Annotated in this window: 19 protein-coding genes; 17 read left to right on the forward strand and 2 right to left on the reverse strand. The window is 62.0% G+C overall.

The window, feature by feature from the left end:
- Positions 1 to 190: 190 nt before the first annotated feature.
- Together FJ492_RS17900 and FJ492_RS17905 are read left to right on the forward strand one after the other, a co-directional pair.
- Positions 191 to 2,602, forward strand: a complete 2,412-nt coding sequence (locus FJ492_RS17900; RefSeq protein ID WP_140771246.1) for a phosphoketolase family protein — start codon at positions 191 to 193, stop codon at positions 2,600 to 2,602.
- The gene (locus FJ492_RS17905) at positions 2,599 to 3,774 is read left to right on the forward strand and encodes an acetate/propionate family kinase (protein WP_140771249.1); all 1,176 of its coding nucleotides are present in this window, start codon (positions 2,599 to 2,601) and stop codon (positions 3,772 to 3,774) included. Before FJ492_RS17900 ends, FJ492_RS17905 begins: the two co-directional genes overlap by 4 nt.
- A gap of 97 nt (positions 3,775 to 3,871) precedes the next feature.
- Here the strand turns inward: FJ492_RS17905 and FJ492_RS17910 are convergent, their stop codons facing one another.
- Positions 3,872 to 4,525 carry a hypothetical protein gene (locus FJ492_RS17910; RefSeq protein ID WP_246672940.1) on the reverse strand — a complete coding sequence of 218 codons (654 nt, stop codon included), beginning with the start codon at positions 4,523 to 4,525 and terminating at the stop codon, positions 3,872 to 3,874.
- Between the two features lie 512 nt (positions 4,526 to 5,037).
- Between FJ492_RS17910 and FJ492_RS17915 the strand changes: the two genes are divergently transcribed.
- The gene (locus FJ492_RS17915) at positions 5,038 to 5,967 is read left to right on the forward strand and encodes an NADP-dependent oxidoreductase (protein ID WP_246676054.1); all 930 of its coding nucleotides are present in this window, start codon (positions 5,038 to 5,040) and stop codon (positions 5,965 to 5,967) included.
- 42 nt (positions 5,968 to 6,009) lie between these two features.
- Here the strand turns inward: FJ492_RS17915 and FJ492_RS17920 are convergent, their stop codons facing one another.
- Positions 6,010 to 7,119, reverse strand: coding sequence for a branched-chain amino acid ABC transporter substrate-binding protein (locus FJ492_RS17920; RefSeq protein ID WP_140771252.1), 1,110 nt, complete (start codon positions 7,117 to 7,119; stop codon positions 6,010 to 6,012).
- 388 nt (positions 7,120 to 7,507) lie between these two features.
- On the opposite strand from FJ492_RS17920, the gene FJ492_RS17925 reads away from it, so the two are divergent.
- From FJ492_RS17925 to FJ492_RS17990, 14 genes are all read left to right on the forward strand, one after another.
- A complete protein-coding gene (locus FJ492_RS17925) occupies positions 7,508 to 8,164 on the forward strand; it encodes a cytochrome c3 family protein (RefSeq protein WP_140750804.1) in 657 nt (218 codons plus the stop codon).
- On the forward strand, positions 8,148 to 11,126 hold the full coding sequence (locus FJ492_RS17930; RefSeq protein WP_140771254.1) for a TAT-variant-translocated molybdopterin oxidoreductase: 2,979 nt from the start codon (positions 8,148 to 8,150) through the stop codon (positions 11,124 to 11,126). Before FJ492_RS17925 ends, FJ492_RS17930 begins: the two co-directional genes overlap by 17 nt.
- On the forward strand, positions 11,119 to 12,498 hold the full coding sequence (gene nrfD / locus FJ492_RS17935) for an NrfD/PsrC family molybdoenzyme membrane anchor subunit (protein WP_140771256.1): 1,380 nt from the start codon (positions 11,119 to 11,121) through the stop codon (positions 12,496 to 12,498). Before FJ492_RS17930 ends, nrfD begins: the two co-directional genes overlap by 8 nt.
- Complete coding sequence (locus FJ492_RS17940) at positions 12,495 to 13,022, forward strand: DUF3341 domain-containing protein (RefSeq protein ID WP_140717491.1); 528 nt, start codon at positions 12,495 to 12,497, stop codon at positions 13,020 to 13,022. Before nrfD ends, FJ492_RS17940 begins: the two co-directional genes overlap by 4 nt.
- Positions 13,019 to 13,558, forward strand: coding sequence for a cytochrome c (locus FJ492_RS17945; protein ID WP_140771258.1), 540 nt, complete (start codon positions 13,019 to 13,021; stop codon positions 13,556 to 13,558). The genes FJ492_RS17940 and FJ492_RS17945 overlap by 4 nt, the downstream gene beginning before the upstream one ends.
- The gene (locus FJ492_RS17950) at positions 13,555 to 14,694 is read left to right on the forward strand and encodes a hypothetical protein (RefSeq protein ID WP_140771260.1); all 1,140 of its coding nucleotides are present in this window, start codon (positions 13,555 to 13,557) and stop codon (positions 14,692 to 14,694) included. Before FJ492_RS17945 ends, FJ492_RS17950 begins: the two co-directional genes overlap by 4 nt.
- Entirely contained in the window at positions 14,687 to 15,184 is a 498-nt protein-coding gene (locus tag FJ492_RS17955; protein ID WP_140771262.1) for a hypothetical protein, read from the forward strand. The genes FJ492_RS17950 and FJ492_RS17955 overlap by 8 nt, the downstream gene beginning before the upstream one ends.
- Before the next feature lie 26 nt (positions 15,185 to 15,210).
- Positions 15,211 to 15,936: an SCO family protein gene (locus tag FJ492_RS17960; protein WP_181166675.1), complete on the forward strand. Its 726-nt coding sequence runs from the start codon at positions 15,211 to 15,213 to the stop codon at positions 15,934 to 15,936.
- Complete coding sequence (coxB, locus tag FJ492_RS17965; protein WP_140771266.1) at positions 15,933 to 16,892, forward strand: cytochrome c oxidase subunit II; 960 nt, start codon at positions 15,933 to 15,935, stop codon at positions 16,890 to 16,892. The genes FJ492_RS17960 and coxB overlap by 4 nt, the downstream gene beginning before the upstream one ends.
- Entirely contained in the window at positions 16,889 to 18,529 is a 1,641-nt protein-coding gene (ctaD, locus tag FJ492_RS17970) for a cytochrome c oxidase subunit I (RefSeq protein ID WP_140771269.1), read from the forward strand. The genes coxB and ctaD overlap by 4 nt, the downstream gene beginning before the upstream one ends.
- On the forward strand, positions 18,529 to 19,167 hold the full coding sequence (locus FJ492_RS17975; protein WP_140771272.1) for a cytochrome c oxidase subunit 3: 639 nt from the start codon (positions 18,529 to 18,531) through the stop codon (positions 19,165 to 19,167). The genes ctaD and FJ492_RS17975 overlap by 1 nt, the downstream gene beginning before the upstream one ends.
- Positions 19,164 to 19,418 (forward strand): cytochrome C oxidase subunit IV family protein, encoded by a 255-nt coding sequence (locus FJ492_RS17980; protein ID WP_051442783.1) that lies wholly within the window; start codon positions 19,164 to 19,166, stop codon positions 19,416 to 19,418. Before FJ492_RS17975 ends, FJ492_RS17980 begins: the two co-directional genes overlap by 4 nt.
- A 183-nt stretch (positions 19,419 to 19,601) precedes the next feature.
- Entirely contained in the window at positions 19,602 to 20,705 is a 1,104-nt protein-coding gene (locus FJ492_RS17985) for a glycosyltransferase family A protein (RefSeq protein WP_246676055.1), read from the forward strand.
- Between the two features lie 239 nt (positions 20,706 to 20,944).
- Positions 20,945 to 21,880 (forward strand): glycosyltransferase, encoded by a 936-nt coding sequence (locus FJ492_RS17990; RefSeq protein ID WP_246676056.1) that lies wholly within the window; start codon positions 20,945 to 20,947, stop codon positions 21,878 to 21,880.
- The last annotated feature ends 5 nt before the right edge of the window (positions 21,881 to 21,885 follow it).

Genomic DNA, 21,885 nt, shown 5'->3' on the forward strand with positions numbered 1-21,885 from the left:
GTTCCCTGGATTATTTCGAAACGTCGAAGACAACCCGTGTGCCGGGCGATGGTTCCGTACGCACGACGGCCGCTGGGCAATTTCAGTCGTTTCCAATTGTTCAATCGTTTCCGCTTGCTGCCAATTTGGCCTTGCTCGGGCGCCAAGCCGCTCCAGTTAAATCCAGCGAACCGAGGCTGGAGACTGGGTGATGGACAACAAGACCGCCGCGACGACGCAGGTGATCAGCCTCGAACGGATCGACCTCATGAACCGCTACTGGCGCGCCGCGAATTACATCTCGGTTGGCCAGATCTATCTGCTCGACAATCCGCTGCTGCGCCAACCCTTGAAGGCCGAGCATGTGAAGCCGCGGCTGCTTGGCCATTGGGGCACGACGCCGGGGCTCAATTTCGTCTACCTGCATCTCAACCGGATTATCCGCGAGCGTGATCTCGATGTGCTGTTTATCTGCGGCCCAGGACATGGCGGTCCGGCAATGGTCGCCAGCACCTGGCTCGAGGGCACTTATAGCGAGATCTACCCCGATATTGGTCAAGGCGAAGACGGCCTGAGAAAACTGTTCCGGCAGTTTTCCTTTCCAGGTGGGGTGCCAAGTCACGCGGCGCCAGAAACGCCCGGCTCCATTCATGAGGGTGGAGAGCTCGGATATGCGCTGGTCCATGCTTTCGGCGCCGCATTCGACAATCCGGATCTGACAGTCGCCTGCATCGTCGGCGATGGCGAAGCCGAGACCGGTCCACTCGCCGCGGCGTGGCATTCAAACAAGTTCCTGAACCCGGCGTCGGACGGCGCCGTCCTGCCGATCCTGCACCTCAATGGCTACAAGATCGCCAACCCGACGATCCTCGGCCGCATGGACGACGAGGAGCTGCGCGACCTCTTTACCGGCTACGGCTACGAACCGTTCTTTGTCGAAGGCCATGAGCCGGTTGCCATGCACCAGGCGATGGCCGGGACGCTCGACACGGTGTTCGATCGGATCCATTCCATTCAAGGGCAAGCCCGACGTTCAGGATGGCATGGCGAACGCCCACGATGGCCGATGGTCGTCCTGCGCAGCCCGAAGGGCTGGACTGGGCCGAAAGAGGTCGATGGCGAAAAAGTCGAGGGTTTCTGGCGCTCGCACCAAGTGCCGGTATCGAACGCCCGCGGCAATGACGAGCACCGCAAGATCCTCGAAACCTGGATGCGAAGCTACGAACCGGAACAACTGTTCGATAAGGATGGACATCTGCTGCCGGAACTCGCGGCCCTTGCCCCAGCTGGAACAAGGCGCATGGGCGCAACTCCACATGCCAATGGCGGGCTGTTGAAGCGCGACCTTGTGCTACCGGACTGGAAAAGCCTGGCACTCGAAGTGCCTCGGCCCGGCGGCGTCGTTGCCGAAGCGACACGGACTTGCGGTGGCTATCTTCGCGAGGTCTTTCGACTTAACGCCAAAGCACGGAATTTCCGGCTGGTAGGACCGGACGAGACGTCTTCCAATCGCCTTGACGCAGTGTTCGAGGCCACGGATCGGATATGGATGGAGCGCATCGAACCTTACGACGTCCATCTTTCCCGCGACGGCCGCGTCATGGAAGTGCTGAGCGAGCATCTCTGCCAGGGATGGCTGGAAGGTTATCTGCTCACCGGCCGACACGGTCTGTTCTCATGCTATGAGGCGTTCATTCACATCGTCGATTCCATGGTCAACCAGCATGCCAAATGGTTGAAAACTTCTGGCGAGCTTGCCTGGCGCAAGCCGATCGCCTCGCTCAATTACCTGCTGACCTCTCATGTATGGCGGCAGGATCACAATGGCTTCAGCCATCAGGACCCCGGCTTTGCCGACTTTGTCGCCAACAAGAAGGCTGACACGGTCAGGCTCTATTTCCCGCCGGATGCCAACACGCTGCTGTGGATTACCGACCATTGCCTGAGAACCTACAACCGCATCAATGTCATCACCGCCGGCAAGCAGCGGGCGCCGCAATGGCTGTCCATCGAAGACGCTGAAGCGCACTGCAAGGCCGGCGCAGGTATCTGGGAATGGGCCGGCACTGTTTCGAAAGGCGAGGAGCCGGATGTGGTGCTGGCCTGTGCCGGCGATGTTCCGACGCTGGAAACGCTGGCTGCGACGGACCTTCTTCGCTCCGCAATTCCCGATCTGAAAATCCGCGTCGTCAATGTCGTCGACCTGATGACGTTGCAGTCGAACACCGAACATCCTCACGGCCTCACCGACCAGGCTTTCGATGCGCTGTTCACGAAGACAACGCCGGTCATCTTCGCCTATCATGGCTATCCCTATCTCATCCATCGCCTGACCTACCGTCGTGCCAACCATGACAACATGCATGTGCACGGCTTTCGCGAGGAGGGCACCACGACGACGCCGTTCGACATGGTGGTGCTCAACGAACTCGATCGCTACCACCTCGCACTTGCCGCGATCGCACGCGTGCCGGGCTTGGCCGAACGGGCGGAAAGCCTCGCCGCGGACCTTGACGGCAGGCTGGCAAGGCACAAGGCCTATGTCCGCGAGTACGGCGAAGACATGCCCGAGATCCAGAAATGGAGTTGGCCGGCTGCGAGCGGGGGAAAGGCTGGTCGATGAGCCAATCGATCCTGGCGCTGAATGCCGGTTCGTCCAGTGTCAAGTTCGCCCTATACGATCTTGCCTCGCCAGACGGCCAGCAGCTCGTTTCGCGCGGCACTCTGGATTTGGGCGACGCGCCCAGGCTCACGGCGAAAGCGGCCGATGGAACAGTGCAGTGCGACAGGCAGTTCACCGCGGACGATCCGCATGAGGCGGGCATAGGCGAAATACTGAGTTTGGTGCAGGGGGAACTTGGTGGAAAAAAGCTGATCTGCGCCGGCCACCGTATCGTGCATGGCGGAAAGGAGTTCAGCAAACCTGTCCGTCTGACGCCCGCCACCATCGAGGCATTGGACAGGCTGACCGCACTCGCGCCTTTGCACCAGCCTCGCAGTATCGCGCCGGTTCGCGCGATAGCTGCATTGCAACCGGATCTGCCACAGGTCGGATGTTTCGACACCGCGTTTCACCAAACGATCGAGCCGCTGGTGCGGCGCTTTGCCATTCCGCAAGAATATGAACGGGAGGGACTGCGGCGCTACGGATTTCATGGCCTCTCCTACGAATATATCGCCAGGCGGCTGAGCGAGATATCGCCCGCGCTCGCGGCGAAGCGGACAATCGTCGCTCATCTCGGAAACGGGGCAAGCCTCTGCGCTCTGCGCGAGGGCAAAAGCGTCGATACCACCATGGGCTTTTCGGCACTGGACGGTCTTGTCATGGGCACTCGGTGCGGCGCCATCGACCCCGGGGTGCTGTTGTACCTCCTGCTGGAGAGAGGCATGGCAGCGGACGAGTTGCAGACAACGCTCTATGAGAAATCCGGACTGCTCGGTGTATCCGGCATTTCGGGCGACATGCGCACGCTGGAGGCAAGCAGTGATGCTCGCGCTCACGAGGCGATTGAGCTTTTCGCCTTCCGTGCCGCGAGGGAAGCAGCCGCGCTCGCAAACACCATGGGTGGTCTCGAATGTCTCGTATTCACCGCCGGCATCGGCGAACGCTCATCGTCCATCCGCAAGACGATCTGCGATAAATTGACTTGGCTCGGCATGGCGCTCGACGAGGCGGCCAATGACATCCATGCAAAGATCATAAGCCGTCCCGACAGCAAGGTGGAAGTGCGCGTGGTTGCAACCGACGAGGAGAACGTCATCGCGCGCCACAGCCGCGCGGTGATGCAGGTCTAAGGACCCGCGACTCAGTTGCGCGAGCTGGAGTCCTGTTCAACCTTGGTTGCGCTCGAGTGAACGTCCGGCCGATCCACCCGAAAGGTCAGGTAAGAAGTCATTCTTTTGAAGCGTCGGGAAAGCGCACCACCAATTTTTGCTCCGCCGCCGCCCAGGAATGTAGATGGTATCGCCGCAGCAAAAGGATGCTCGCGCCGAATATCAACAGACCCACGATCACGCTGAGCGGGATCGCCGGGCCGATCACCGATGTCACGACCACGCTGGAAAAAACCCCGGCGATGGCACTGCTGATCACGCTCACCATTCCTGCGGCAGTCACGAAGAACTGCCATGGCGAAGATCTAAGACCCTTGTCGACGCGCACGGCCGACTGATCGTCATGGGTGGAATGGATCAGATAGTACTCCATGACGGGCGCATGCTCGACGTAATAATGCCTTATCCGGGCCATCCCGCGCGCATGCACCATATCCTCGATGGCGACTTGCACCGCACGCACGAAAGTGACCAAACCCAGGAAATAAAGGCAAGGGAGCAAAATCAGGCTGAACAGCACGAACGGCCCTCCCATGCGGGTGACCTGGGCGACGAAGCCGAGGGCGATCGCGGCGCTCGAAACGGTGGTCAGGAACAGGTTCGCACGCTGGCTCGCTTCCTGAATCGTGGCCGCCCGTGCGGTCTGCAGAACAAAATGCTCTGTGGTCATGATCTGCAGGATTTGGGGATCGCTTTCATCCACCTTCGCCACCGTAGCCTCCTGGATGCCGCGCGGCGACGTCCCTTCAGAAGGAGGTCCCTATCGCTCCGATCAGAAGTCCCTATCGCTCCGATCAGAAGAAGTGACGCCGACCCAGCAGCGCATGTTGTCGGCCGGCCATGCACCAAGACGATCGGCCGCCCAGCCGCGGGGCCGATCTCTTCATGGGTGATGTGGAGATCTCGGGTTCCGATCTTGCCAATCATGATTTGACCCAACGTCGCGCCGTTTGGATCGGTTCCAAATCCAAGATTGACCTGCCGCGCATATGGCAGGCGGAGAGGGAACTCCGGCTTGCTGTCAGGAGTTCGGCCTGGAAGCGGAGCCCTTGGCAATGACGGGTGGTCGCTCCTCCAGGCGGCTTCGAGGACCTTGCCTGGCTTCCAAAAACAGCGATCGAGTTGAACCTTCCGCCATCTCAGCTGTTTGGTCACATGCCCCGGCTCTCCGCATGCCCATAGCTCGCGGTGAGGGGGAGAAAAAGCTGACACGGGAGTACGATGATGGCGACCATGAAAGCCGTTCGCATCCACGAATTTGGCGGACCGGACGTTCTCTCACTCGAGGACGCTCCGTTTCCGCAGCCGCACGACGATGAGGTCTTGCTGAAGGTCCATGCCAGCAGCGTCAATCCGGTTGATTACAAAATCAGATCCGGAGGCGGAAAGAAGGACCAACTGCCGATGACGCTTGGCCGTGACGTTTCCGGCACCGTCGAACTCTGCGGCACGAGGGCGCACACGCTCAAAAAAGGCGATCCGTTCTATGCGATGCTGGGACCGGATCGCGGTGGCCAAGCTGAATATGTTGTGGTGAAGGCAATCGAAATGGCCGCCAAGCCACAGTCCGTGGACCACCTGCATGCGGCGGCGGTGCCGCTTGCAGCGCTCACCGCCTGGCAGGGGCTTTTCGACCATGGTGCACTGACGGCCGGGCAGCGCGTCCTGATCCATGGCGGGGCTGGCGGGGTCGGCCATTTTGCTGTCCAGCTGGCAAAGGCAAAGGGCGCGTTCGTTGCGACCACCGTTTCCGGCAAGGATATCGAATTCGCGCGCTCGCTGGGCGCCGATCAGGCCATCGATTACAAAAACGAGCGGTTCGAGGATATTGTCGGCAAGGTTGATCTCGTCTTCGATCTGGTCGCTGGCGAGACGCAGGATCGCTCCTGGGCCGTCGTAAAGCCTGGCGGGATAATCGTGTCGACGCTGGCGGAACCGTCTATTGAGAGCGCACGCAAAGCCGGCGCCAGCGGCATTCATTACATGGCGAAGCCGAATGCAGCCCAGCTTGGCGAAATCGGCCGCCTGATTGACGAGGGCAAGGTGCGGCCGCACGTCGACGCGACCTTTCCGCTGCAGGAGGCCGCTGCCGCCGAAGCCTGGCTGGAAAACAAGCATGTGCGCGGAAAGATCGTGCTCGAAGTTGCGTCCTGATTTCGAGGCCAGATGTAGCCTGGGCTGTCCTTCACAAGCGCCTCAGTCTTCTGGCTCGTCCTGGTTGCCCTCCTTCTTCACAACGGCTACCTGCCGGAATCGACCGCTCTCGATCCTATGCAAGGCCGTAACCGCGGCGCGATTATCGCCGTTGGCATCCCAGGAAATCTTTTGTTCGTACGCAATCCCCTGGCGATGTATCCCACGCAGCGCGTCCGCGACGCGATCCCGGGTCGGGTCGCCGTTGTTGGAGGCGACCCGGATGGCATCGATCAACGTCGCCGCGGCGTCAAAGGCATTGACGGCATAATTCCTGATCCGTCCGAAACGCCGCTCGTATCGATCGGCCATTTCCAGCGATCCGGCAATTTCACCCAGTTGCGGACATGCTGAAAGAACGAGGACGCCTTCACCCTGCTCGGCGGCGGCTGCGGCCGGCTCAAGAAAATTTCCGACGTCCCAGCAACCATCGCCGGTGGCGAACAGGCGATCATCCTGCCGGGTCCGCATTTCCTTCACCAGAGGGGCACCCTCGAAGGTCCCGCCATAGAAGATGGCGCTCGCTTCCCGAGGCAAGGAGGCCACGAGGTCCGCGAAATTTCTTTCGCCTTCCTGAACTGTGTGCCGCCGCAGAACAGAGCCGCCGGCAGCTTCAAATGCGGCGGCGAACTCCTTGCTCATGCTCCTTCCATAGACGGTGTCGGTCTGGATGACGACAACAGTTTTCTTGCCCAACTGGCGGACCATGTATTGGGCGATGGCGAGCCCTGTCGCATCGTCACTGTTGGTGAAACGGTAAACGTTGCTCCATCCGGAGTGCGTTAGTGCCGGGTTGGAGACGATCGGACCGATCAACGGCAGACCGGCCGCGGCATAGAGAGGCGCGACGTGCAAGGTAACATTGCTGTTGTAATGGCCGATCGCCGCGACGGCAGCGGCATTGCGAACGAATTCCTTCACGACCCGCTCGCCGTCTTCCTCGCGACCTTTGTCGTCGAGGACGACCGCTTCGATCCGGTGGCCGTTGATGCCACCGGCCTCGTTCGCGCCATCGACAGCGAGCTGGATGGCGTTGGCCATTTCGCGACCGAGCGTCTCGCCCATCCCGCCGAGCGGCACGCCGACGCCAATCTTCAGTGGTGTGTCGGTCAAAGCGGTCAACTCTCGTCGGCCCGGCCTGCGTACCGAGCGACCGCCCCGGCCAGGCGACGAGGCGCCTTTGTATGGTCGGCAAGAATATGGTCAGGCAATGCCTCTCCTGGCACTATGTCCTGTCTCATGGGCTGTCGCCTCTGTGGTGGCGCGTTTGTCGGTCTAACCGAAGTACGGCGTTTATGTTCCCATCCGACTTCATGGCAACATTGCCGCATCGATCGTGATGATTTCGAACGCCGGGGATTGCGCAGGGTTGCGATTCCCGGCGGTTTTCGGCTGCGTGCTCGAGGGTCACCATTTTGTGAGCAGTCCGCGCCTGCGGAACCTTTGTCACGTCGCAGCCGTTAGGCGCTCGATCCAAAAATGAATGAAAACCGGCGAGGGGATGCCGCAGGTCTTTTCCAGCAATGCCAACGGGATTGCCCGCTTCATACTGTGGGGACTTTGTTTCTTCGCGATTTTCGCGGCCATCGGCGGCACGGCACTTTTGCGTTCGGGGTTTATCACCGGTGTTGGCCGTCCCGTGGCACAGGCAGTCCCGTTCAGTCACAAGCACCACGTCGGCGATATCGGGCTGGACTGCCGCTATTGCCACAATGGCGTCGAGACATCGGCGTCCGCGGGATTGCCCGCGACCGAGGTGTGCATGACCTGCCACTCGCAGATATTCACCAATGCCGACATGCTGGCGCCGGTGCGCGCAAGCCTTGCCTCAGGACAGCCGCTGCAATGGCAGCGCGTCAATTCGGTGCCGGACTTCGTCTACTTCAACCACTCCATCCACATCGCCAAGGGCGTCGCCTGCGAGACCTGCCACGGCGATGTCGACGACATGCCGCTGATGCAGCGCGCGCATTCTTTGTCGATGGAATGGTGCCTGGGCTGTCATCGCGATCCCGGTCCCAATCTCCGTCCGCCGCAGGACGTTTTCCTGCTGCACTGGAATCCGCCGCAGGACATCGAACAGGTCAGGCGTTCCCTGATCAGCATTCTTGATATCCACCCCGAGACGATGACGGATTGCTATGTCTGCCATCGCTGACATCAAGCCAGTCTCGGTCTCCGATCTAGCGGCATTGCGGCGAGCTGCGACGGGACGCGAGCCGTGGCGGAGCCTGGATGAACTGGCCGATACGGCCGAGTTCCGGCGCTTCGTCGAGGCGGAATTTCCGGCCATCGCCGAACGCCTGCCGTTCGGCCTCGACCGACGCACCTTATTGAAGCTGATGGGCGCGTCACTCTCGCTGGCCGGTCTGACCGCCTGCAGCGAGGCCGAACGCATCGTGCCTTACGTGCGCCAGCCGGAAGACATTATTCCCGGAAAGCCGCTCTATTATGCGACGGCCCTTTCCAACGATGGCTACGGCATCGGCGCGCTTGTCGAGAGCCATGAAGGGCGGCCGACCAAGGTCGAGGGCAATCCGGATCATCCGGCCTCGCGCGGCGCTACCGACGCCATCATGCAGGCGGCGGTGCTGTCGCTATTCGATCCCGAACGGTCTCGCACCCCGCTCAGGCAAGGCGAGCCTGCGAGTTACGGCGACTTTCTCAAAGACATGGCGAAGCTTGCCGGCGGATTGGCCGCTTCGGGCGGGCAAGGTTTGGCACTGCTGATCGAGGCGACAACATCGCCGACGACCAAGGCGCAGATCGGATCGCTCAAGCAGCGCTACCCCAAACTTCGCGTCTTCAGGCACGATCCGCTTGCGGCCAGCGCGAACGAGCAGGCAACGGCCAAACTGTTCGGCAGGCCGCTGACACCGATCTACCATTTCGACCGCGCCGATGTGATCGTCAGCCTTGATGCCGATTTCCTCGGCGAAGGGCCGGGACGTCTGGCCTATGCCCGCGATTTCGCGCAGCGGCGGCGCGTGCGCAAGCCGACGGACATGATGAACCGTCTCTACGTCGTCGAGTCGACGCCCACAATCACGGGTGCGGCGGCGGATCATCGCCGTGCCGTCAGACCGAGTCTGGTGGAAGGCATTGCGGCGGCGATCAAGGCAGCTCTCGAAGGCGGGCACGATGCGGCGAGTTTGCCGTCGCTCGGCATGGAATACGCGCTTGTCGACGATCTCCGCGAGGCCGGCCGCAACGCCCTGGTGGTGCCTGGCGCGCACCAGACGCCGTTCGTGCATGCGGTGGCCTTTGCCATGAATGTCAGGCTCGGAGCCGTCGGCAACACGCTGGATTTCATCGAGCCGCCGCACGCCATGCCGATCGACGGCGATCTTGCCGCGCTTTGCCAGGCCATCACCAGCGGATCGGTCGACAGCGCCATCGTGCTCGGCTCCAATCCCTTGCACACGGCGCCGTCGGACGTCGATGTGCGCAAGGCCTTTTTGAAGCTGAAGCTTCTCGTCCACTGGGGACTCTATCGCGACGAGACCGCATTTCTGGCGCAGTGGCACATTCCCGCCGCGCACGAGTTGGAGAGCTGGAGCGACATCCGTGCCTATGACGGCACGGCCTCGATCGTGCAGCCGCTGATCCAGCCTCTGTTCGGAGGCAAGAGCCTGCATCAACTGCTGGCGGCGCTCGGCGGTGAGTTCGATGCCGATATGCAAGCCCTGGTGCGCCAGACATGGGCTGACATGGACGAGGCAGGCTGGCGAAAGGCATTGCGCGATGGCGTCATACCGAACAGCGTCATTGCTCCTGTCGTCGTCTCGATGCCGGCGGATATCGGCGATCCCGCGCCGCATGCTCCTGTTGCCAATCGGCTGGAGGTCCGCTTCGAGGCCGATCCCTGGCTTCGCGACGGCCGCAACGCCAATTCGCCGTGGCTGCAAGAGTTGCCCCGCCCGCTGAGCAAGCTCGTCTGGGGCAATGCGGCGCTGATCTCGCCGGCGACCGCACAGCGCCTGGGGCTCGAAAACGGGCAAGTGGTCAATCTGGCACGAGGCGGCAAGGATCTCGACGCGCCGGCCTGGATCATGCCCGGACAGCCTGACGACACGGTGACGCTGTCGCTCGGGTTCAGGCGCAAGATCGGTTCGGTCGCCGCGTTGTCCGGTGGCTACGATGCCTTCATTCTGCGTACCACAGAGGCTCCGTGGTTTGCCGATGGCCTCGTGTTGACCGCGCGCGACGGGTCGGCGCGGGTGGTGACGACCCAGCACCATCAGGCGATGGAGGGCAGGGCGATCGTGCGGCACGCGACGCTCGACGCCTTCAGGCAAGATCCGCATTTCGTTCGTGACGGCGTGCCGCCGGCGCCGACGGAATCGCTGTACCGCGACTGGACCTACGACCAGGAAGCCTGGGGCATGTCGATCGACCTCTCGGCCTGCATCGGCTGCATGGCTTGCGTATCGGCCTGCCAGGCCGAGAACAACATCGCGACCGTCGGACCGGATGAAGCCGCCCGCGGTCACGAAATGCATTGGCTGCGCATCGACCGTTACTACGCCGGCGCGGTCGACGACCCCGACACCTTCTTCCAACCCGTGCCTTGCATGCATTGCGAGAAGGCGCCCTGCGAGGCGGTCTGTCCGGTCAACGCGACGATCCACACCCATGACGGCCTGAACGCGCAGGTCTACAACCGCTGCATCGGCACGCGTTACTGTTCGCAGAACTGCCCCTACAAGGTGCGCCGCTTCAATTTCCTCGAGTACCAGGAGTTCGACAAGGACAGCGCCGGGCAACGGCAGGCCGTGCATAATCCTGACGTCACCGTGCGCTCGCGCGGCGTCATGGAAAAATGCACTTATTGCGTCCAGCGCGTCGCCGAAAAGCGCATCCGCGCGCAGATCGAGAACCGCGAAATCGCCGATGGCGAAGTCGTCACCGCTTGCCAGCAGGCATGCCCGACACAGGCCATCATCTTTGGGGACCTCAACAGGAAGGGTTCTCAGGTATCGCGCGAGAAAGCCGCGCCGCATAACTATGCCCTGCTCGAAGAGCTGAACACGCGGCCGCGCACCACCTATCTCGGCAAGATCACCAATCCGAACGCCGGGATCGGCGGCAAGCCAGGCACAGAGACCGGCGATGGCTGAAGCGGTCGCCCTCAGAGCCGGAAAAGCCCAGCCGCAAGCGCCGGTGCTGCGGGGGCGCCATGATTTTCCCGAGATCAGCGGCCGTATCAGCGCGATCGTCCTGCAAGGCAAGCTGCCGCGCTTCTTCTGGGCGGCGTTCTTCGTCTGCTTCGCCTTCGTGCTGCTGTTCCTCTATTCCATCACCTACCTGATCTCGGTCGGCGTGGGCGCTTACGGCGTCAACATTCCTGTCGTCTGGGGCACGATGATTTCCAGCTTCGTCTGGTGGATCGGCATCGGCCATGCCGGCACGCTGATCTCGGCGGTGCTGCTTTTGCTGCGCCAGCCCTGGCGTGCCTCGATCAACCGCTTCGCCGAGGCGATGACGCTGTTTGCCGTGGCGATGGCCGGGCTCTACCCGATCCTGCATCTCGGCCGGCCATGGTTCTTCTACTGGCTGCTGCCCCTGCCCAACACCCATATGCATTGGCCACAATGGCGCAGCCCGCTGGTCTGGGATTTTGCCGCGATTTCCACCTACGCCAGCGTGTCGCTGCTGTTCTGGTACATGGGACTGCTGCCGGATCTCGGCGTGCTGCGCGACTGCGCCAGATCGCGCGCCGGCCAACTCTTCTACGGCATCCTGGCGCTTGGCTGGCGCGGCTCGGCCTACCATTGGGCGCGCTATCGGACCGTCTATTTCCTGATGGCGGCCCTTGCCACACCGCTCGTCGTGTCGGTGCATTCGATCGTCGCGCTCGATTTCACCTATGCCGTCACGCCGGGCTATCACTCGACGATCTTCCCGCCTTACTTCGTCGCCGGCGCGCTGCTCTCCGGCTTTGCCATGGTGCTGACCATCGCCATTCCCTTGCGCTGGGCCTTCGCGGTCGAAGACCTGATCACGTTGCGCCACATGGAGAACGCCGCCAAGCTGATGATCGCGGCCGGCATGATCGTCATCTACGGCTATGCGTCGGAATCATTCTTCGCCTGGTATTCCGGGCAGCCTTATGAGCGCGCGATGATGGCCCAGCGCGCAGTCGGTCCTTACGCGCCATTGTTCTGGATCATGCTGTTTTGCAATTGCATCGTGCTGCAGCTGCTCTGGCTGCGCCGCGTGCGGCTCAACATGCCGGTTTTGTTTTCGATCGCGCTGGTCATCAACATCGGCATGTGGCTGGAGCGCTATGTCATCGTGGTAACAGGTCCGAGCCGTGACTACCTGCCGTCGTCCTGGGGCGAGCAGTCTCTGACCTGGCTCGATTTCGGCATCCTGTTCGGTTCGGTCGGTACCTTTTTCGCGCTGGTCTTCCTCTTCATCCGCATCCTGCCGGCGATCACCATCTTCGAGGTCGAGGAATTGGTCGAAGAGAAAAGCGGGGCCGCATGAGCCTCCATGGCGTCATCGCGGCTTTCGCCGATCCCGATGCGCTGACGCAGGCGGCGCGCACGATGCGCGACAAGGGTTACCGGCGCATGGATGCGTTCTCGCCCTTCGAGGTGCGCGGCCTTGCCGAAATTTTGGGCATGCCAAGGACGCGGCTGCCATGGGCGGTGCTGGCGGGCGGCATTGCCGGCGGGCTGCTGGTTTATGCACTGATCCTCTATTCGGTCGAGATCGACTATCCCGTCAATGTCGGCGGCCGGCCGCTGCATTCCTGGCCGCCTTTCATGGTGATCGCCTTCGAGGCAGCCATACTGGGCGCGGCCCTGGCCGGCTTCGTCGGCATGCTCCGCGCGAACAGTTTGCCGCAATATTACCATCCGGTGTTCAACGCCAAAACTTTCACCTACGCGCAGGGCGGCAAGTTCTACCTTCTCGTCGAAGCCGCCGATCCGAAATACCGCAAGGGCATCACCAGGCGGCAGCTGACCCGGCTTGGCGCGGAGACAGTCGAGGATGTGGAGGCATGAGATGGCGGACGCCGTTCTTGCCATTCATCCTGCTGCTCGCTGGCTGCAAACAGGACATGGCCGACCAGCCGCGCTACAATCCGCTCGAGGCCAGCAAGCAATTCGCCGACGGCATGTCGGCCCGGACGCCGGTCGATGGCAGCGTGGCGCGCGACACCGACCTCGCGGCAACGCCGGACCGATTTCCGTACCCGGTCACCACAGCGTTTCTCCAGCGCGGGCAGCAACGCTTCGACATCTTCTGCTCGCCCTGCCATGGCCGCACCGGCGACGGTCATGGGATGGTGGTCCAGCGCGGTTTCCCGGCACCGCCGAGCTATCATCGGGACGCGCTGCGCAAGGCACCCGATCGCCATTTCTACGACGTGATCACCAACGGCTATGGCGCGATGTATTCCTATGCCGCGCGGGTGCCATCGACGGATCGATGGGCGATCGTCGCCTATATCAGGGCCTTGCAATATTCACGCTACGCACCTGGCAAGGCGCTGCCGGATACGCTTCGCGCGAAACTCGATGCGGAGGCCGCGCGATGAGGCATTTCGCATGGCCCGATGGTGTTTTTGCTCCGATGGTTGTTGCGGCCGCCGCGGGACTTCTGCTTTGCGGCATCGGGCTTTTTCACAATCCGCAGACAGCGCTTGCCGGCTGGCTGACTGCAGCGCTGTTCCTGCTCGGACTGCCGCTTGGCGCGATGACTGTTCTGATGGTTCATGGCCTGACCGGCGGTCGTTGGGGCGACGCGCTGCGTCCGCCCCTGCGCGCCATCGTCGCGACGCTGCCGCTGGCGCTGTTGTTGTTTCTACCTGTCCTCACCCGGCTCGATCTGGTCTTTCCCTGGGTGGGAGCGGACCCTGCGATGCTGCCGGAAGCGGTGCGACAAAAGCTTGCCTATCTCAACGTGCCATTCTTCATCGGTCGTTTCCTGGCGTGTGCACTGGCGTGGCTGGTGCTCGCTTGGCTCGTCATCGGCTGGACAGCGCCTGATGGCGACAGATCGAGACAGGGGAACACCACCGGCTATGCGATCGGGCTCATTGTCCACGGCCTGGCAGCAACGGTGCTTGCCATCGACTGGATGCTGTCAATCGAGCCGGAGTTCACGTCGACCATCTACGCGCTGCTCGAAGCCGCTGCCGAAGTCGTCGGCGCGTGTGCATTGGCTCTGGTGGTGTTGGCAGCCAGCCGCGCGATCGAGACGATGCCCGGTGGCGAGGAGGACGTGGCGCTTGGCGAAGACGTCGCCAACATGCTGTTCGGCTTCATGCTTATGTGGACGTACCTGTCCTTCATGCAGTGGCTGATCGTCTGGGCCGGCGACCTGCCGGAAGAAATCCACTGGTACGTCCTTCGTGGCCGGAACGGCTGGCAATATCTGCTCTGGCTGCTGATCGCGCTGCAGTTCGTGGTGCCCTTCTTCGCCTTCCTCATACGCTCGGTCAAACGCAGCCATCGCGGCCTGCTGGGGCTTGGCGCGGTCGTTCTTGCCGGACATTTCCTTGATGTCGTCTGGCGCGTTCGCCCGTCGCTGTCGGCAGCCGGCGCGCAGGTGTCCTGGCCGGACCTGGCGGCGTTTGCAGGGGCGGGTGGCGCGTGGTGCGCGTGTTTCCTCTACCTCTGGGAGAGGCCAGACCGCATTGCTGTGTGGCGCAGGAGGCTGGTCCGTGGCTAAGGCCTCGCATCCTGAAACGCGTGATGTCTGGCCACGCGCCCTGCTGCTCTTCGGGGTCGCGCTGGTGGTCTTCCTGGCGCTTGCGGCGCTGGCGCTGAAGCTGATTTTCGACACGGCTCCATACTGGCCCTTGGTGAATGCCGAGAAGACCAGCCAAGCAGGTCCCGCATTACAGCGCTTGCCGGGAGCCGATCTCGCGGCGTTCCGCAAGCGGGAAGATGAGGAACTCGGCAGGCTTGCCTGGGTTGATCGCGGTGCCGGCATAGCGCGCATTCCAATCGAAGACGCGATGAAGCTGGTTGCGGCGCAAGGTCTGCCGGACTGGGCAGGCGCGGCCGCTTCGCCAGGTCAGGATTGCGGCTTGCTCGAAGGCCAGGTCCCACGCGCGCCACCGGCCAGCGATTGCCACGCCGGATCATTCACCGCGCAGCCAAACGACAAGGCGCCCCAGCCGAGCCAAGCCGCACCGGCCCCGGGGGCGAGCCCATGACGCGTTTGGGGCTGCTGATATTTTTGTTGCTTCTTTCAGCTGCCGCCAGCGCTTCGGCGCGGCCGTCTTTCGAACCGAAAATCGGCGCCCAGCTCGATCTCGATCGGGTTTTTCAAGACAGCTCCGGCAAGCAGGCGCCGTTGTCGACCATTCTCGACGGTCGGCCGGCGCTCGTCATCTTCGGCTATGACAAATGTCCCAACCTGTGCGGTGTCACCCAGCAGGCGGTGGCCTCGGATCTGAACAAGACCGGCCTGGATCCTTCCACCTATCACGCGCTTTTCGTCTCGATAGATCCTTCCGAGGCGGTTGCAGACGCGGCCTCCGTCCGGAGCGAGGTCGCGCAGTCCGCCGGTGAAGCCGGCCTGTCGGCCTGGCGTTTTCTGACCAGTGCCGATGGCGGCGGTGCCGACCTTGCATCGGAGGCCGGCATCACCTTCGACCGACGTGACCGCATCGCCCAATACGTCCATCCGATCGCCGTCATCGCGCTGACGCCGCAAGGGCGGATCGCACAGGTGCTGCCGGCGCTGACTTTCGAGCCGCGCGATTTGAGGCTTGCTCTGGTCGAGGCGTCGGCGGGGCGGCTGGGATCGATCGCCGACCATGTCTTCCTGCTCTGCGCCGGCTTCGATAGCTCCAAAGGGCAGTACACCTCGACGATACAGGCGGCTCTAAAGATAGCGGGACTGGCAACGCTGCTGGGGCTCTGTGCGAGCCTTTTCATGCTGACGCGGGGGAGGCGGGTTTGAGCTTCGGCATCCCCTTCACGCCACCCGAGGCCTCGTCGATCGCCGGCAGCATCGACATGTTGTTTTACACCTTGCTGGCATTCACCGCGGCCTTGGGGATCTTCCTGGCGAGCCTCGTCGTCTTCTATGCCATCAAATATCGCGCCGGCTCCAAGGCGGAACGAACCGGCGAGCGCGCGCGCAGCCTGCCCCTGGAAGTGGCCTGGACAGTAGTGAGCCTGCTGATCGCTTTCGCCATCTTCGGGTGGGGCGCCGTGCTGTTCCTGCGCCGCGAACATCCGCCGCTCGACGCGCTCGAAATCGCCGGCCTCGGCAAGCAATGGATGTGGGAGTTCCGCCATCCCGGCGGCCAGCGCGAGATCAACGAACTGCATGTGCCGGTCGGAAAGACGGTGATCGTCTCGCTGGCATCGCAGGATGTCATCCACTCGTTCTTCGTGCCGGCCTTTCGGGTCAAGCAGGACGCCGTGCCGGGGCGCACCACCCATGTCTGGTTCATAGCTGACGAGCCGGGGCGCTATCATCTGTTCTGCGCGCAATATTGCGGCACGCAGCATTCGGAAATGGGTGGCTGGGTAACGGCGATGCCGCCGGAAGATTATGCGGCGTGGCTGGGAAACCAGGGCAAGGGCGACACGCTCGCGGCCGATGGTGAAAAACTGTTTCGGGCGCTCGGCTGTTCCGGCTGCCATGAAAAGTCCAGCAAGGTGAGGGCTCCGGATCTTGCCGGCATCTTCGGACGGCCGGTGGCGTTGGACAACCAGCAGACAGTCGTCGCCGACGAACGCTATCTGCGCGATTCCATCATAGAGCCGAAGAAGGAAATCGCCGCCGGTTACGATCCGGTGATGCCGAGCTTCGATGGAATCGTCGACGAGGGCGAGATGCAGATGCTGCTCGCCTATCTCAAATCGCTTTCACCGCGGGCGGCAACCAGGAACGAGGCGACCCAATGAGCACCGAAGCGCTGAGGCCTTCGAGCTATCTTGGCGAGGGCGCCGGTCCCGCCGCATGGCTGTTGACCACCGACCACAAGCGCGTCGCCTGGCTCTATTTGATGTCGCTTACGGCTTTCTTCTTCCTCGGCGGCGCCTTTGCCGTGCTGATGCGCGTGGAACTTGCCACGCCTGCCGGCGACCTCGTTTCCGACGATACCTACAACCGATTGTTCTCCCTGCACGGCATCATCATGGTGTGGTTTTTCCTGGTGCCGTCGATTCCGGCGACATTAGGCAATTTCCTTTTGCCACTGATGATCGGCGCGCGCGATCTCGCCTTCCCGCGCTTCAACCTCGCCAGCTGGTATGTGTTCATCCTCGGCAGTGCCTTTGCCCTGGCCTCGGTGCTCGCCGGCGGCGTCGACACGGGCTGGACGTTCTACACGCCGCTCTCGACGCTCTACGCCAACGGCTTCGTCTCCATGGCGGCCCTTGGCGTCTTTATCGTCGGTTTCTCGACGATCATGACCGGCATCAATTTCATCGTCACCATCCACACGTTGCGCGCGCCGGGACTGACCTGGTTCCGGCTGCCGATCTTCGTCTGGACGATGTACGCCACCGCGCTGGTGATGGTGCTGGCAACGCCCGTGCTGGCCGCCTCGCTGATCCTGATCGTGCTTGAACGGGTGTTCGGCATCGGCATCTTCAACCCGGCGCTCGGCGGCGACCCGCTGCTGTTCCAGCATCTGTTCTGGTTCTATTCGCACCCGGCCGTCTACATCATGATTTTGCCAGGCATGGGCGTGGTCTCGGAGGTGCTGCCCTGCTTCAGCCGCCGGCCGCTGTTCGGCTACAAGGCCGTTGCCCTGTCCTCAATGGCAATCGCGGTGTTCGGCTTCCTCGTCTGGGGCCACCACATGTTCGTCTCCGGCCAATCGGCCTATGCCGGGGTGCTGTTCTCTTTCCTGTCGTTCTGCGTCGCCATCCCCTCAGCTATAAAAGTGTTCAACTGGAGCCTGACGCTGCGCAAGGGCGAGATCACCTTCGAGACGCCGATGCTTTACGCGCTGTTCTTCCTGGCGCTGTTCACCTTCGGCGGGCTGGGTGGTCTGTTCCTGGCGGCCCTCGCCATCGATGTCCACGTCCACGACACCTACTTCGTCGTGGCGCATTTCCACTACATCATGGTTGGCGGCATGGTGACGGCCTACATGGCGGGGCTGCATTTCTGGTGGCCGAAACTGACCGGCCGCATGTATTCCGAGACGTGGGGGCGGATCGCGGCGACCGTCACCTTCCTCGGCTTCAACCTGACCTTCTTCCCGCAATTCGTGCTCGGTTTTATCGGCATGCCGCGGCGGTATCATACCTATCCGCCCGAATTTCAATTCTGGCATGTCCTGTCGTCGGCCGGCGCGGTGGTGCTGGCGTTTGGCTACCTGATGCCGTTGTTCTATCTCGGCTGGTCGATGTTTCGAGGTGCGCGAGCGCCCGCCAATCCGTGGGGCGCGACCGGGCTCGAATGGCAGACGGCTTCACCACCGCCACCGCATAATTTCGACACCATGCCGAGCGTCAGCCGGCCCGCTTATGACTATGCGATGAAGGGGTTGCAGCACGAGACGTTCAGTCCGCACAAGGACGAAGCCTGATGCGTTCATCCACCGAAAGTGTCGCCTTCGATACAAAGGCCCGCGAGAAGGCCGCCGACACGTTCGGCATGTGGGTGTTCATCGGGTCCGAGGCGATGCTGTTCGGCGCGATCCTGCTGGTGTTCCTGATCGCAAGGATCAGCTACGACACGGCTTTTGCCGCTGCTTCACAACGCCTGTCGCTGCCGCTCGGCACGCTGAACACGGCCGTTCTTTTGACCAGCAGCTTTGCAATGGTGCTTGCTCACATGTTCACGGCCAGCCGGCGTTGGCGCCCGGCTGTCTGGGCATTGATCTGCACGAGCCTGCTTGGAATTGTTTTTCTATTCGTCAAGGCCGTCGAGTACGGCAGGGAATTCAAGGAGGGCCTGGCGCCGGTTCTTGGTGCGCCGTTCAGTTTCACAGGCCCCGATCCGACCCACGCCGAGTTCTTCTTCGCGCTTTATTTCGCCATGACATCGCTGCATGCGCTGCACCTGATATGTGGCATCGCCGTGATCGCCGGCATGCTGCTGCTTTGGCCAGGAACCACGGAGGCCAGCCGCACCCACCGTGTCCAGGCAATCGGGCTTTACTGGCATTTCGTCGATATCGTCTGGGTCTTCCTGTTTCCCGTTCTCTATCTGATCAACCGATGAGCCACATCCGCAAACTTATAGTCGCTTATCTCGGGCTGCTGGCCTTGCTGGCTTTGACGGTGGGCTCGTCGTTCCTCGACCTCGGCGGATTGAACTCCGCGCTCAACCTGGCGATCGCCGCGGCCAAGGCCGCGATCATCGCCACTCTGTTCATGCACCTGACCAGCGAGGGCATCTTGCCCCGGCTGGCGGTGGCGGCGACAGGCCTGTGGCTAGCCGTTCTGTTTGGCTTGACGTTGATCGGACAATAAGGCCGAGCCTGGCCGCGTTTGGACATAGGTCATCGCCTCGCGCGCTGAGTTGGCTTGAGCGCCGCTTTTGAGGCCCTGCCTTGGCGAGATAAACACCTAGCGACTTTTTAGAACGGCCTTCGCTACCGGTCAGGATTCGGCGACCGGAGCCTTCCGGTTGACTGGCTTATTAAGGAAAAGCTAATGGACTGGCGGTTTTGCCGCGAATTCGCCCCGATCTTTGACGAGAGCGGTACCGACGACCATGCCCGCATAATTTTTATCAACCCTTGCGGAGAAAACGAAGTCCCGATGATCTCGGACAAAGCCACAGTTGGCGTCGTGGTGCCGATGTTCAATGCCGAGCGAACCATTCGCTCTACCCTGACCAGCATTTGCCGGCAGAGCTACCAGACATTGGACATCGTCGTGGTCGACGATGGATCGACGGACGGATCCGCATCGATCGTGGCCTCCTGCGCCGAGAAGGATCGGCGCATACGCCTCATAGGGCAGTCAAATGGCGGTGTTGCGCACGCTCGCAACAGCGGTGCCGCTTCTACTGACGCAGAGTTTCTGGCGTTTGTCGACGCGGATGATCTTTGGGCTCCATCCAAAATCGCACTTCAGTTGGGGACCTTGAGGGACGGTGGCTCGTCAGCAGGCCTGGCCTATTGCTGGTTTGCGCATATCGACGAGGACGATCGGGTCTTCTCGCTGCGCAATCAGCCCGATGCCCAAGGTCACGTTCTCCAGCGCATGTGCAGACAAAATTTTGTCGGTAACGGAAGTTCGCTGCTTGTCCGCCGCTCCGCATTCGAGCGAGCCGGACAATTCGATCCGTCGCTGCGAGCCAGGAGCGCACAAGGCTGCGAGGACCTTTTGATGTGTCTGAGAATAGCGGAAAGTTACGAGTTCCGCGTCGTGCCCCAGTACCTCGTGGGTTACCGGATGACGAATTTCAACATGTCGAGCGATGTCATGCAGATGCTTCGTTCCTGTGAAATCGTCCTTGCCGAGTTTCGTCGAAAATATCCGCAATTCGAAAGCGATCTCGATGCCCATCTGGTCGACATGATCCAGTGGCTTGCCACAAGAGCCCTGATTGAGGGGCGGTTTCGCGCGGCCGGCAGCCTGTTGAAGACGTCAGTCACCCTGGACCCGCGCACGACGATTTCGCGTTTGCCCGACATGGTAAACTCATATTGCCGGGCCAGGCTGGTTCCTCGCTGGATCAAGGTTGGCATGAAACGGATGTTACGCACAGACGCCGAGTTTCGGCCTGTTTACGGCGAAATTAGCTGGTGAAGATGTCATCCACCCCAGACGGGCACGCGAATATACTGAAAGCGGAACTGCGCGAGATATTTGGCGTGGAAGGCTGCGCGGGTGTCCGCCATGTGGATTTGGACATCCAAGATGCTCCCGAAGGCTGCGATGCCGGCATGATCGTCTTGTGGCGCGGCGGACGGCCGGTCGGGCATTTGCTCAGGGCGAGCGACGGCGAGTGCCGCATTGCCCCGATAGCGACCGCTCGAGACTCAAGCATGATTGCACCGGTTCTGGACCTGCCGAGCGCCAGCGTGGTCATCTGCACGCGCGACAGGCCGAACGAATTGCGGCGCTGCCTCGCCTCGCTTCCTCGGCAAACCTTCCCGCCTGAAGAGATCATTGTGGTCGACAACGCATCGAGAGGCAGCGAAACGCGCGAGGTAGCGCTCGCTGCCGGCGCGATCTATGTGCGCGAGGATCGACCTGGCCTGGATATAGCCCGCAACCGGGGAGCCTTGCGTGCATCCTCGGAGATCGTTGCATACACCGATGATGACGTTCTGCTTCATCCGCAATGGCTTGAGCGGCTGGTCACGGCATTCGACGGTCCCTCGATCGGCGCGGTGACGGGTCTCGTATTGCCCGCCGAGCTTGCCACCGAAGCGCAGTGCTATTTCGAGACATTCTGGAGTTTCGGGCAGGGCTATACACCCCGAATTTTCCGCGCGGCCGATTTTGCCGCCAGCAGGCACGAGGTGTTCCCAGCCTGGAAAATCGGGGCCGGCGCCAGCATGGCGTTCCGGCGCGACGTGTTCGACCATGCCGGGTTGTTCGACGAGCGCCTCGACGTCGGTCAGGCCGGATGTTCGGGCGATTCCGAATATTGGTACCGGCTGCTCGCCAATGGATATGACTGCCGTTACCAGCCCACCTCCGTCGCGTTCCATTTCCACAGGCGGACCATGGAAGGCTTGGCCAAGCAAATCTACTCCTACATGCGCGGTCACTCAGCGGCGTTGCTCGTCCAGCACGAGCGGACCGGCGTCAAGGCGAATTTGACGCAGGTTCTCAAATGGAAGCCACTTTGGTACCTTGCCAGGGTTCGCAGGAGGCTGCTTGGACGCAGGGTCCCTGAGGACCATTTCCTTTGGCAGGAAATCGCCGGCTATGCTTCGGGAATCCTGTTCTACCTCCGAACCAGGCGCGGGTAAGACGG

Origin of the sequence: Mesorhizobium sp. B2-5-4 (assembly GCF_006441095.1) — a bacterium.
GTDB classification, from domain to species: domain Bacteria; phylum Pseudomonadota; class Alphaproteobacteria; order Rhizobiales; family Rhizobiaceae; genus Mesorhizobium; species Mesorhizobium salmacidum.